Genomic DNA, 12,915 nt, shown 5'->3' on the forward strand with positions numbered 1-12,915 from the left:
GTGCAACCTGCCAGCGCGAGGCAGGCGAGAGCGGCGACGGCCAATTTCGCACTGACAGATGCCGCCTAACGGTATTCGTCAAGGCTTTCATCAAGGGACGTGAACTCTGTTGAAGCCACCAGCCCTGGCGTGTCCATTACTTCGGCGACTAGTTCAGCATTTCGCTTCATGCACTTCCGCCAGTCCGGCAGGGGAGATGGTTCGATCGTCCACTTCTCCTCGCTTGGATAGATCCCGGAGCCAGGGCTGATCACTGCTATCGGGCCAAACCTTAGCTCCTTTCCGCCGTCATGCTCCAGGACAACGTCCATGACTCCATACCAAGGGCTATCCGCAACTGATACGGTTTGCGGCCCCACACTGAGCATGAATTTCTCATAGTCGTTGGGCGGTATTTTGTGAGTAAGTTCAGCAGATAGACTGAAAGGAACCCGGTACAGATAGTAATCTTTCCGATTTTTCTGCAGTGGCTGGCCGTCAGGAACCTTAAAGGTGTACTGCCCGGTAAAACTGAGTCCCCCACCCATCGAGTAGCAACCTTCCAAGTATCCGCCTCTCGAAAACACGAGAGTGGCTTTGGATATAAACGATGGAGCTGTTTCAAGGTTCCTGACGGTTACTGCGATGTTCGCAGCGGGCCCCTCCCTCTTCCCTAAATTCCGATCCCCTCCCAAAACTTCCCCTTCAATGTCCTTCAGATCCGCAGTAACCTTCGCCAGTTCCAGCTCCGCTCTATTTTGGGAGTCCTCTCGGGAAATCTGGTTAGCCTGGAGTGAATTCCGCACCTCGGCAAAAGCTATGACTAACGCGCAGATTGCGACGTAGGCCCCAATTATCTCCATCCAAGATCTACTCCGGTGAGCTTCTCTGATCCGGCGGAAAAAAGGATTCCGTTGCGACGGCTCCGGCGGCTCCCCACTCGTACTCACTGGCATCCCCCTTGCGCGTACCTACTTATCGAAAAATCTTCCGGATGAATCGCTGGGATGGCAAGACCGCCTACAGCGGAGCCCCGCGCGCTCCCGGTGTCGGAGGCGGGTGCGACGATGAACCGATACCCACACACAACTACTGACGGCGTTCAGCGAGGCCGACCGGCGGAACCTGCCCGTCACCGCCATCGACCTCAGCGGACTCACCTTCGCAGAGAGCTCCCTCCTCAGCGCCCTGCTCCACGCATAGCGCCGCTACCCACCTCAGAACGACGCCTCGTCCTAAGGCGAACGCGGTAAACCGCTCCTCCGGCTCCTGGCCTGCTCCCGAATCTGCCGCTCGATCGCGGCCTGCATGCTGGGGCCCGGTCTCCGCTGCGCTGCGTCGGCCGTCTCGCCTCTTGTGTCAGTGGCGTGCCTTAGCCTCCAACTGTCAAGGCTCATAAGGTTTCACACCCCGGGGGCAGGATGGCCAGGGACGCCCGTCTGGTGCAGACCGCGGTACTCGACACCGCCGACTCCGAGGATCCGGTGGAGTGCCCCACCGAAGCTCCGGAGATGCTGATCTTCCGCCGCGAGCATCTGGAGCGGACCTTCTGGTGCGGGACCTGGCTGGGCGGGTGCGGCGGGGAACTCACCACCAAACTCTGCACCGGCAAGGTCTGCCATTTCGCGCACAAGGCCGACCCCGACGCCATGGACTCTCCCTGCCGCAGGAGGAGCACCGGGGCTGCCGGCACCGGCAGCGCCGACCACCTCTACATCAAGGCCGCCCTGACTGACTGGATGGCCAGCCACAACACCCCTGGCACCACCCGTATCCCGCAGGACCCCAGCGGACACATGCGACTGGGAGCACAGGTGGCCGCTGAACCCGCCGGTCACCTGCCTCTCCTCTTCATCCTCGACGAAACCGCGATGCCTGCCCTCGGAGAGAGCACCGAGGGCATGGTCTTCGGGGAGAACGTTGAGCCCCCTTCCCGGGTCCTGCGCGAGCGCGGGTTCGTGCACCGGGTGCGCTGTGTCCCCGACGGCGCACACCGGCGTACTCAGATCGGTACCGAGGGCGCCGACGGCTCCGTCGACTGGCGTGACCTGACCGCTGACCATGTGCAGTTGACCGAGCACGGTCTGAGTACCGAGGCCTCGACGGAGATCCACCGACGCCGCACCGAAACGATCCCGATCGGCGCCCGCACCCCACGGCCGGCCGCACAGGAGACCCCGGTCCTCCGCCCTGCCCCCGTCGCCGAACCGGCCGAGGAAAGCGACCGCGACGAACTGGCCGCGGCTCTGCGCACCGCTCTGAAAGAGAAGGCCGGCATCACCCAGCTACAGCGACACCTGGAACGCATGGAGAGCGCGGTTCGCAGCGGCGCGACCCTCACAGAGACCAAACTGCTACGCCACGCCCATGACACGCTGATCCGCTTGCGCCGCGGGGTCGGTGCCCCCGCACCGGCAGCCAAGCCCCGGAAACCGGCGCCCGCCAAGCGCAGCACCCCGCCGTCGGTGCCGTTTGCGCGGCCACGAGCCGTCAGGCCCTCAAGCTCGTCGGAACAGAACGCGCAAATCTCCCGCCCCAAGCTGGAACGGGACACAGACGCGGCGGTGCACACGGTGCGCAGGATCCTTCGCAAGCACTCCAGAGGGCGGACCAATGTCCTCGACAATCGCGGAGTCAGGGCCGACTTCGCAGCGGCCTTGGACCTCGCCCAGGAGAAGCTGCTGTACGGCGAGCGGACCAGTGCGAAAGCCCTCCTCGCCCCATGGTCCGCTTCCTCCCAGCGGCCAGCTGATGAGAAGGCAGGCTTGAGCCCGCAGGTGCTCAGCCGCACGGCCGTCGCCATCCGCGGAGCACTCAAGAAGGCTGCCCGCGCACAGCGCACAACGAGCTGGGAACAGCTCAAAGACCAGCTCGGCTCCGCGCTGCCCCACATGACGCCGGCCGAGCGCACGAAGGTTCTCACCCTCGTCGACCAGAGCAGTGCCGCAACGGACCAACCCCTGCTCTCCGTACTCGTCGCCGCCAGCTCCCCCGCCCTGGCACAGTCCTACCAACAGGTCGTACTGAACCTGGGCATGGCCGTCCCCGACGATGACGAAGGCCTTGCCGATGTCATCGAGGCCGACACCGATCACGTCCACCGCTTCTGGAAGCACCGGTAGGAAGCTCCGTTCACCACGGCCAACGGCGACCGATCCAGGCACGGTTCACGGCCCGTTGATGACCAAGGCAGCCGTTCCGGCCTGCCGGGCGGCACACTCCGCGCGGGCTCGCCGGGGGCGACGGCCTCGGTCACCGTGGCCTGGCAGGGACCTGCACACGGGCCTGGTGGTCCGTGGCCCTGACGCCCGGATTCCAAGACGCGTGCCGCGCCACCGCCACAGTCAAGGCTGCTGCCAGGCAGACCCGTCCATGCCGCCGCCGCGCCCCGGAAGAAAGTTACGGAGCACGGCGGCGGTCGTTCAGGAGGCGGTAACGCCCCATCCGGGGTCCGGGTCCTGTTGGGCGGTGCGCGGGTTCGGTGTGGTGGTCATGGCCGGAGCGTACGCCCGGCAAACCGCTGAGAACAGCCCCGGACTGCTGGTCGCCGGCCCCATCGGGTACCCCGTAAGGGCGATCCGCTTCTCCCGCCGACGTGTTCCACCCTTCAGAGCCCGGACCGGGCAGTAGAGGTGAACAGTGCACCGCGATCCCAGTACCACCCTGACGGAGACCTTCACCGAGACCTTCGGTGAGCATCCCGACAACTGGCCGGACGGCGTCCTGCTGTCCCTCCCCTACTTCGGCATCGTCCTCCAGTGCCTGTGCGACGAAAACATGGATGACGACGAGACGGCCGACTTCCTGAGCCGCGCAGAAGCAGCTCTCCTGGACGACACCCCCGCCCTCTTCCCGCCCACCATCTACAGTGCCCGCCTCGCCGGCAACCTGCCGTCCTGGTGGTCCACCCACAGCGACCGCTCTCAACTCCGGCTGTCGGCCTGGACTGCCCTGACAACGGCCCACCAGATGCTGAGCGAAGAGCGAGACACCTTCCGCTCCTGCATCACGGCCGCGCTCAGCGCCTGCGAACTCATCGAGGAGCAGCAGATCAGCGCCAACCTGCGGGCCTTCGCCGGGCGAACGGCTAGCTGAGCACCGACCACGAACAAGGCCAACCCGAAGAGCCACCGGGCGGGCCCCATCGGCGCGGCCGCCGCAGTGATGGTGGCCAGCCCGGCCCGTCGGCGGCCGACCGCCTGCCGACGAGCGCGCAGCGCCGCCTGGGCTGTGACGACTACCGCTGAGTCAGCCCCTTCTCCGGCCGGCAGACCCGGCACGGCTCGACCTCCGGCATCTCCAGCGCGATCAGCGCGTCGTCCCGGCTGATGTACCCGCCGCCCCCCGGGTACGCTGCGCAGTCACCGCGGTGGAGCAGCGCCGGGGCGTCAGGCTGCTCGGCCTGGAGTTTCCACCGGAGCCCGGCGTGCGCCTGCTCGCGGCGCCCGCGCTCCCGGACCTCTTCGGCTTCGAGCTGCTGGACCCGCTTCTTCGCCTGCCGCAGCTGGTACTCCAGCCACTGGACCACGGCCCGGTTCTTCTCCAGCGGCGTCGGCCCCCGGTCCGCCTGGTCCAGCTCGTACGGCCCCGGCCCCTCAGACACCGTTCGTCTTCTTCGCGGGGAGCTCGCCCGCACGCGACACGCCCACGCCCTGGAAGGCCGGAGCGCAGGCCTGGAACTCCCGCCGGCGGGCACAAGAACCACCAGTCCCGGAGCGCAGCGCCCACCAAGTCCGGTCCGGTGTTCCGCAGGCAACCCCCCGCCCCGCCGAACACCCGCTCCGGGACCACACCCCCCAAACGAACCTCCACATAACCCCGGCCATAAGCAGCACCAGGCCGAGGGACACGGTGGACCACCGGATGAAGCGGGGCGCCGGAACCGCCCTGACCGGCATCGAAACCGGCGACGTCGGTGCCGATGTCTGCGTAGCCGGTAGTGTGCTCCGGTCCGGCCAGCGCGTTCAGAAGGCGGACATCGGCGGCCGAGCGAATCTTTGGTGAGGTCGCCCTCGCCATCGGTGCCCAGCTGCACGATTTCCCGCCCGGCCTTGGTCAGGGGGCGCAGCACGGCCTGCTCGTGGATGATCGGGAAACATCCGACCTCGCCGACCTCAGGGTCGTCACGTACGGCTCCGCCGAGGACGCTGACGTAAGCGTCCGCAAGGTTCTCCGTGAACGGGCCGACCGTCCACGGCCCGGGAACAAGCGGCACATCCCCACCGTGATGGATCCCAAGGCTGAACGACCCGCACACGTGCACATGACCACGGCGGTCATCACCCTTGCCCTCGGGCTGTGGCCGGCCCAGCCCGGTCTGAAGTCGTAGAGCGCTGTTCTGCGTGTCCTGCTGCCAGGACACGCAGAACAGCTCACACCAGGTCCGGCTTCGCCGTGAAACCGGGTGACTCACGGTTGTCAGGGGGCGATGTTGATGCTGTCCCAGATCAGGAGGGGGTTGGTGAAGGTGGGGCCGGTGCTGGTGAACCGCCACAGGCCTGCGCGGTAGGTGTTGTCGGGGCGCTGGCCGTAGTCGTACAGGACGTGGATGTCTGCCTTGCCGTCGCCGTTGAAGTCGCCGGTGACGGGCTGGGTGCGGTTCCAGTCCCAGGAGCCGGTGCCAGAGGTCCACTTGGTGACCGGGGCGTCGAAGCTGTCGCCGTTGCTGGTCCACAGGGTGGTCTGGTTGCGCCCGTCGGCGTGCTGGCCGTTGTTGTAGAAGATGCCGATGTCCGCCTTGCCGTCGCCGTTGTAGTCACCGGCGAACGGCTTGGACCGGGCCCAGTCCCATGACATCGTCCCGGAGTACCACTGCTCGACCGGCGCGTTGAACCCGGCGCCGTTGCTGCTCAGGGTCCACAGCCTGGTCTGGTTGCGTCCCTCGGCACTCTGGCCGCTGTTGTACAGGACCGCGACGTCGGTCTTGCCGTCGCCGTTGTAGTCGCCGGGCACGGGCAGGGACCGGTCCCAGGCCCAGGAGAAGCTCGAGGTCCACTTCACCGCAGGCGCGGTGAAACCGTCACCGTTGCTGGTGAACGTCCACAGCCGTGTGACGCTACGCCCGTCGGCAGCCGTGCCGATGTCATAGAGGACACCGACGTCGGCCTTGCCGTCACCGTCGAAGTCGCCGGCGAACGGCTCCAGGCGGTCCCAGTCCCACGAAGTGGTGCCGGATGACCACTTCATCACCGGGGCGTTGAACCCGGTGCCGTTGCTAAGGAAGGTCCACAGGGTGGTACGGAAGGTGCCGTCGGTGTTCTGACCGTTGTTGTACAGCACAGCGACGTCTGCCTTGCCGTCGCCGTTGAAGTCACCGGCGACAGCCTTGGACCGCTCCGCTTCCCACGACCCCGGCCCAGCCGCCAGGTTGTCCCACGCCCGCACCGGGTTGTACGAGCCCGCAGCCGTACTCGTGAACTTCCACAGAGCCGCATGCCGCGCCCCACCGGTGACCGGCGGGTAGGCATGCAGGACCGCGGTGTCAGCCTTACCGTCACCGTCGAAGTCACCCGACAGCTCCTGAGAAGCGGCAGCACTCTCACCCGCCTGCCCCCAGCGCGCGCCCGTCGCCATGGCGATCCACGGTCCGAGCCCGTCCACCCGCGTGTCGAGCGCACTGGTGCTCACGTTGCTGGGAACGGTACCGAGGCAGCCCGCCTGCCCGGACCGCGAATTGATCCCGACCAGTTCCGGCGTGCCGTTGACGGTGCGCAGAGCGGGACCGCCCGCGTCGCCCTTGCATACGGTGGCGGTATCGGAGCCGGTCAGGGTGACCGAGGTGTCGGTGGTGGAGGCCACGGTGAAGACACCGGTGTGGAGCTTCTTGGGCACCCACTCGGTCTTGGTCCGGCCGAAGCCCGCCTTCGTCAACTCCTCACCCTGGGCAGCAGGCGTGGTGGAGATACGGACGGGTCTTATCACCGGGTCGGTGATGGCCTTCGCGAGCCGCACCAGAGTCAGGTCACGGTCCGGGTGCGGCACGAGGTCAACGGCCTGCTGGACACTGCCGCCGGCCTGCGTGAGGTCGACACGGCCCACAGTGACGGTAGTTGCGACGGGCGGCTTACCGAGGGAGGGCGCCCCATCGGGGGAGAAGCACGAGGACGCCGTCAGCACCCACTGCGGGGCAACGAGAGCCCCCGTGCAGGCGGACTGCTGTCCGACGTTGATCTTCGCAACGAAGCTGAGCTGCGCGGGAGCTGGGGTCCCGTTGAGCGCACTGGCGGGTGCGGACGCAAGCACCATCGCAGTAGCGGCGACAACGGTGGTACCCCACAAAAGGCGGGAACGTATCGCGGACATGAGATTCCTTTGAATTCAACAGTTGGAAAGGTCGACATGACCAGCGGGGCAGGACTGGCCGAAGTGCAGTGCGAGCAGCGCATGACCTGTGATGAGGGAGAGGCGGCGCGTGGCCGCATTGTCATCGGCGTGCTTTTCCGCGCGTGGCACGTCTCACGAGCGGACGAGGCCTGCGACCTGGCAGGCCCGGCCCGGCTAGGGGCGCAGACCGAGGGTCTTGGTGGCCATGCCTCAGCCGGTGACGCGGATCTCGACCAGCACCGATCGCAGGCCTGTGTCGCCGGACTCGCCGACCGACGTCAGGTCGTCGGCCGGTGCGTTGACGACCGTTGTGTCGTTGGTGCCCTTGGGAGTCAGCTTTGCCTGAACGGGTGATGCCCCGGTCCAGATGTTGAACGTGTCCGGTAGTTCCATCGTTAGGTAGCCGGTCTTGGCGTGGGTGTGGAAGCAGAACTTCCTTGTTCCCGTGTGGGCCTCGACCCAGATATTCGCCGTGTCCGCACGGCATTCACCGAGGTCGGTGATCGAGGTGAGGGTGATGTGCCCGTCGCCGCGCTTCAGCTTGATGCCCCTCTCCGCCAGGAGCCCATCTGCGCCGGGGTAGGTGAAGTCCTCGACCGCCGCCGGCATATCAGCGGCCGCACGGGGAGCAGCCGGAGCAGCACTCCGGGGTGCGGCCAGTGCAGTCGCGCCGAGCCCGACCACGAGCGCAGCCGTCGCGCCGCCCAGCATCAGCTTCCGGCCAGGGGATATCGCCATGTTGAGATCTCCAGAAAGGTTGAACGCGTGAAGAAAACGTAAGGGGGCAACCCCACATGTTTCACAAAAGTAAAGCAGATGTAAGATCCACCCAGCGCGCCGCCCCTCCCGCACCTAGCGGGGCCTGCGTGACGGCTTGACCCGCCTCACGTCCACGGCACCCGGGCTAGTTCATACCCCCGCACCGCATATCGAAATACTCAAAAATGGACATATACGCCAATCCTTGTCTATTTCTTGAAAAGTTGCCTTTCCTTTGAGAAGGATCGCCGGGTGAAACACCAAAACCACCTCATATCGCTGAGTCGAAGAACCAAAACCCCGGGGGCCAGAGCAGCCCGAGGGCTTGGCTTCCGTGCAGCATGCGCCACCACGATGGCCGTCGCATTGGCTGTCGGCTTGCTATCGGCATCACCAGCAGTGGCAGACGAAGACCCAGAGATCCCCGCGCTTCGCAGTCAAGTTGTCGAGCTATGGGAAGTGGGGGGGACTGGTATCCGGGAGGCCGCTGAGCAAGCACTCCTAGGTTCAGACGAAGACATTCGGGCGTTCCTGACAGACGTGCCTGCACTTCAGGTAGTTGATGACCGGGTGGATGCTTCCCGGGTGGTGAATGTTGGTGGCACGTCAGTTCGGGAGGCGGCAAAGAGGGCGCTCGCCGGTACGCCCGAGGACGTGCAGGCGTTCCTGGCCGACGGCTGGAAGGCCCCGCATGAGGCGGATCAGCGGGCCGAATCCTCCAAGTTGATCAACTTCGGTGGAACGGCTGTGCAGGAGGCGGGCAAGGCCGCGCTGCAGGGCACACCCGAAAATGTGAAGCAGTTCCTCGAGGTCGAGCAGTGGACCGCGCAGGAGTCCGACGACCGAGCCGAACTCTCCAAGATTTACGGCGCAGGTGGCCCGAACGTGAGGGCGGCGGCCAAGCTGGCGCTGCAGGGCACCTATGAGGACGTCCTTGAGTTCTTGGATGTCGGTCAGTTCGTGGCACGTAACCGTGACCAGGAACATGCCACGATCGCGCAGCTGATCCAGCAGGCCGAGGCGGCCGGTAAGCAGGCCAAGCAAGCTACCGACAAGGCCAAGGAGTCCTCGGCCAAGGCCGTGGCCGCCGCGGTGCTCGCGGAGGAGGCCGCGAAGCGGGCCGCCAAGGAGACGGAGGCTGCGAAGGACGATGCGCAGCGCGCGTCGGTGAAGGCGAAGCAGGCCGCCGACGCCGCCCGCGCTGCTGCCGATGCGGCCCAGACTGCGATAGGCGCGGCGAACGCCGCCAACCGTTCCGCTCGCCGAGCCGCTTTGGCTGCCGCGCAGACCGCCAACGCGGCTGTGGCCGCTGCCGAGGCAGCCAGCCGGGCGTCGAGCGCGGCCATCGCGGCCGGTATGGACCGGGACAAGGCCGGTGAGGCCCGCACACGTGCGGCCGAAGCCAGGAAGGCCGGCGACCTGGCCCGCAAGTCCGCGAAGGCTGCCGAGCAGGCCGGCCTTGCATCCCTTGCTGCGGCAGATGCGGCCGGAGCGGCGCTGTCAGCGACCGGCAACGCCCAAAACGCAGCCGATGCCGCCGACGAAGCGGCTGGCCATGCGGAAGCCGCTGGTGGTTCTGCGGCGGAGGCCAGGGCTGCGGCGGCCGAGACTCGCCGTCATGCAAATGAGGCGCACCGTGCAGCGACCGCTGCCGAGTCGCTGGCCCGCAAATCGGCCGCGGCTGCGAACCAGGCACGCGACGCAGCCAACGCTGCGGCTGCCCATGCTGATAAGGCTGCTGATGCGGCCGAGGACGCGGCCAACTACGCGTGGAAGGCGTCGGAGCAGGCAACCAAGTCCAGTGCACAGGCCAAGCTCGCAGATGCTGCGGCAACAACCGCTGAGCGAGCCGTCGCCCTGGCGAAGACGACCTTTACCCTGGCCCGGGAAACCGAGGCCGAAGACCTTGCCACGCGCACCAATGCCGCTATCGAGCGGGCCAATACGCAGCAGGCGGTTACGTACGAGTTCACCCGGGACGTGGCCAAATCGGTCGCGGACGGACAGGCGATCGAGGACGATATCAAGGACCTCGCCGCCGAACTCGCCAAGCCCGGAGTGGACAAGACCGCTATCGCCAAGCAAGGCCGCGAGATCGCACTTCGTGCGATGAAGTACTTCGGCTCTTGGCGCCAGCAAGCCGCTGCCCAAGCCCTGAGTGGCACCGACGAGGACGTACTCAACTACCTGCGCACCGGCTGGCAGGCCGGTGCCGCGGACGAAATGCGTCAGCAGGTCGCCGACCTCTCCACCACCAGCCCCTATGAGGCTGTACGTACCAGAGCGGCCGAGGCGTTGAAGGGTACGGACGAGCAGATCCGGGACTTCTACCTGACCGGGCAGCACGAAGTTGCCGAGTCGTACTACCGCGCGGAGGCCAGCAAGATCCACAACACCGGTGGCACCAGCACGAAGGAAAAAGCGAAGGCGGCATTGGCGGACGGCAGCAGCACCGCACTGCGTGCGTTCCTGAACAACACGCAGTACTCCGCCCGCAATACCGATGAGCGGGCCGCGGCCTCGAAGCTCCACAACGACGGCGGCCCCGAGGTCAAGTCAGCTGCGAAGATCGCGCTGAACGCACCCGCCGACGAGCTCCACACCTTCATCCAGGCCGGCCAGTACATGGCCGACCGCAAGGACCAGCTCGCCTACACACACATAGCTCGGGTCGACCGGCTCATCGCCGAAGGCGAGAAGATCGCCTCCAAGGCCCGGGAAGACAGCCACCGTGCAGCCCAGGCTGCATTCATTGCCAACAACGCGGCCGCGGACGCGGAAAAGTCCCGGCTCGCAGCCGTAGCCAGCGCCAAGAAGGCAGCCGGCTACGCGACCCAAGCAGACGCTGCCGCAGCCCGCGCGGAGACCAGCGCCGCGCAGGCCAAGGCATCCGCCACCACGGCACGCAACGCAGCCGACCGTGCCCAGCAAGATGCTGCCAAGGCCGAAGAATCCGCCGCCGATGCCGAATTTTCAGCCAGCTACGCGCGAGCATCTGCCGAAGAGGCCCATCAGTCGGCTGACGATGCACGTTACGCAGCTCTGGATGCAGGAAAAAGCGCCGATGAGGCCAAAGCTGACGCGCAGGCAGCCTGGGATGGCGTCGTCACAAAGCGGGAAGCCGAACTCGCAGAGCAGCGCCGGCTAGCCGCCGAGCAACGCAAGGTAAAGCAGGAGCAGAACAAGAAGCCTAAATGCTTCATCAACATGTACCGGGACACTCTCCCACCCTGCATTATGGGTGACGTAGATATTATCATTCCCAAGGTTGATGAGGTCACATCCGAGATATTCTGGGAACTCACCGGGCTAAATGACATCAAGCGATGCGTAGCTGACCCCACCCTCAGCGACTGCCTATGGGCGGCAGTAGCTGTGACTCCGGCAGGTAAAATTAAATCCGTCAAGAGTCTCGGCAAAATCGAAGATATTATCGATAAATCGCGCGCGGGGCGGGTAATCAAGTGCGCAACGTGTTTCCTCGCTGGGACAAAGGTGCTCATGGGGGATGGCACCCGAAAGAACATCGAGTCGATCAGACCGGGCGACATGGTCACCGCCACGGACCCGGTTGCCGGAAAGACTCAATCTCGCGCCGTTGAGAATCTCATCGTCACGGATCAGGACCAGTCCTTCAATGAGCTGACAGTCAAGACCGGTCGCGGAATCGAGTCCTTGATCGCGACGCATGAGCACCCCTTCTGGTCACCCACTCGCGATGAATGGGTAGAGGCGGCGGATCTCGAACCGGGTATGGACCTCAAAACGGCAGACGGAGCACGTGCCTCAATTGAGGGAAATCGCCCCTTCATCGAGAAGGCCCGCACGTACAATCTCACGATTGCGGTGGTGCACACCTACTACGTGATGGCGGGTAATGCTGCCATCCTGGTGCATAATGAAGTCTGTGGTGTAAGGATATCCACAGCTGGCAAGGACTGGCCCACGAAGGGTGCGCACGCACACGTTGGGGCGGATGAGATCGGTATCTTCCCCACCGACGGCGGTAGGATCGGCGTCAAGCCGCTACGCATGAGTCACGGATGGGCATCCGATAAGAGTGTTGAGAAGGTACTGGATACGCTTAATAACAGTAAGCCTCTGAGGGACGATCTGATCGCGAAGGCGAGGTCCGCACTGACAGAGATGAACGCCCACAACTGGGGTAACGCCAAGAATCGCGCAGCAGAAATGCACTTCCTGATCAAGGCGCTGGAGAAAATGGGATGAAGTGTCAAGAACTCATGGCAGAGATTATCTGCACTGGAGCTGCGCTAGGCTTCAGGGTGGGCGCGAGGCTTAGTGAAGTGGCCGAGGATATGCCACTCCAGTATGCGGATGACATTCAAGGGAAAAGAGAAAATAGGGTACTGCGTCGGGACTATGGAATCCTGGAGGTGACCTGCATCGATCAGCCTGACTGGGTAATTCAGTCGGTGACTGTCCAAGTGCATAGGCTGGCTTCACTTCCGGGCCTCCGGCGCAGTATGTCCGAAATCTTTCAGGTTGACTGCGAGCCTTACATAGCCTGGTGGGAAGTAGAAGAAGAACTCCGGAAAAGGGCAGATCTCCGGCTCATAGAGCGTGAGCTCAACTACCCTGGATACCGTATCGTTCACGCCGACTCGACCGGCGTATCCGCCTACGTGGTGAAGGATCCCGAAGTGGAACGTGGGACTTACCCAGCAGACGGCGACCTGTGGAGCCTTGAGGTAATCTCTCCAGATTTCATGTCGTAGTCATCACGATCCCCTCTCAAGAGCCGTGGGGAATGACGGTCGGCCTGCATAGCCCATACGGGTTGTGCAGGCCGCCAGCGTTTAATGCGATTAACCTCGGGCTTTCACCTGGACC

Annotated in this window: 8 protein-coding genes and 1 pseudogene; 5 read left to right on the forward strand and 4 right to left on the reverse strand. The window is 64.9% G+C overall.

The genetic code is table 11. The annotated features are described in order from the left end of the window. Nucleotides 1-65: 65 nt before the first annotated feature. Entirely contained in the window at nt 66-842 is a 777-nt protein-coding gene (locus ACIRR8_RS18450; RefSeq protein WP_404065589.1) for a hypothetical protein, read from the reverse strand. Between the two features lie 579 nt (nt 843-1,421). On the opposite strand from ACIRR8_RS18450, the gene ACIRR8_RS18455 reads away from it, so the two are divergent. Beyond that, nucleotides 1,422-3,101: a hypothetical protein gene (locus ACIRR8_RS18455; protein WP_404065592.1), complete on the forward strand. Its 1,680-nt coding sequence runs from the start codon at nt 1,422-1,424 to the stop codon at nt 3,099-3,101. A 517-nt stretch (nt 3,102-3,618) separates the two neighbouring features. Continuing rightward, nucleotides 3,619-4,074 carry a hypothetical protein gene (locus ACIRR8_RS18460; RefSeq protein ID WP_404065595.1) on the forward strand — a complete coding sequence of 152 codons (456 nt, stop codon included), beginning with the start codon at nt 3,619-3,621 and terminating at the stop codon, nt 4,072-4,074. Nucleotides 4,075-4,216: 142 nt separating this feature from the next. Here the strand turns inward: ACIRR8_RS18460 and ACIRR8_RS18465 are convergent, their stop codons facing one another. The 3 genes from ACIRR8_RS18465 to ACIRR8_RS18475 all read right to left on the reverse strand — a co-directional run bounded on the left by ACIRR8_RS18465 (nt 4,217) and on the right by ACIRR8_RS18475 (nt 8,040). Continuing rightward, nucleotides 4,217-4,582 (reverse strand): DUF6233 domain-containing protein, encoded by a 366-nt coding sequence (locus ACIRR8_RS18465; protein WP_404065597.1) that lies wholly within the window; start codon nt 4,580-4,582, stop codon nt 4,217-4,219. A gap of 815 nt (nt 4,583-5,397) precedes the next feature. Further along, nucleotides 5,398-7,281, reverse strand: a complete 1,884-nt coding sequence (locus ACIRR8_RS18470; RefSeq protein WP_404065600.1) for an FG-GAP-like repeat-containing protein — start codon at nt 7,279-7,281, stop codon at nt 5,398-5,400. Nucleotides 7,282-7,512: 231 nt separating this feature from the next. Then, nucleotides 7,513-8,040, reverse strand: a complete 528-nt coding sequence (locus tag ACIRR8_RS18475) for a hypothetical protein (protein ID WP_404065603.1) — start codon at nt 8,038-8,040, stop codon at nt 7,513-7,515. A 375-nt stretch (nt 8,041-8,415) separates the two neighbouring features. Between ACIRR8_RS18475 and ACIRR8_RS18480 the strand changes: the two are divergent. The 3 genes and pseudogenes from ACIRR8_RS18480 to ACIRR8_RS18490 all read left to right on the forward strand — a co-directional run. Further along, nucleotides 8,416-8,586 (forward strand): annotated as a pseudogene (locus ACIRR8_RS18480) (ALF repeat-containing protein); the annotation flags it as partial. A 15-nt stretch (nt 8,587-8,601) separates the two neighbouring features. Continuing rightward, on the forward strand, nt 8,602-12,291 hold the full coding sequence (locus tag ACIRR8_RS18485; RefSeq protein ID WP_404066546.1) for a polymorphic toxin-type HINT domain-containing protein: 3,690 nt from the start codon (nt 8,602-8,604) through the stop codon (nt 12,289-12,291). Between the two features lie 14 nt (nt 12,292-12,305). Further along, entirely contained in the window at nt 12,306-12,800 is a 495-nt protein-coding gene (locus ACIRR8_RS18490; RefSeq protein ID WP_404065605.1) for a hypothetical protein, read from the forward strand. Nucleotides 12,801-12,915: the final 115 nt, after the last annotated feature.

The organism is Streptomyces sp. NPDC101178 (assembly GCF_044767965.1).
Taxonomy (GTDB): Bacteria; Actinomycetota; Actinomycetes; order Streptomycetales; family Streptomycetaceae; genus Streptomyces.

Excerpts from the sequence above, each read along its gene's own strand:
- ACIRR8_RS18450 (WP_404065589.1), bottom strand. The coding sequence starts at position 842 with ATGGAGATAATTGGGGCCTACGTCGCAATCTGCGCGTTAGTCATAGCT.
- ACIRR8_RS18470 (WP_404065600.1), bottom strand. The coding sequence starts at position 7,281 with ATGTCCGCGATACGTTCCCGCCTTTTGTGGGGTACCACCGTTGTCGCC.
- ACIRR8_RS18475 (WP_404065603.1), bottom strand. The coding sequence starts at position 8,040 with ATGGCGATATCCCCTGGCCGGAAGCTGATGCTGGGCGGCGCGACGGCT.
- ACIRR8_RS18490 (WP_404065605.1), top strand. The coding sequence starts at position 12,306 with ATGGCAGAGATTATCTGCACTGGAGCTGCGCTAGGCTTCAGGGTGGGC.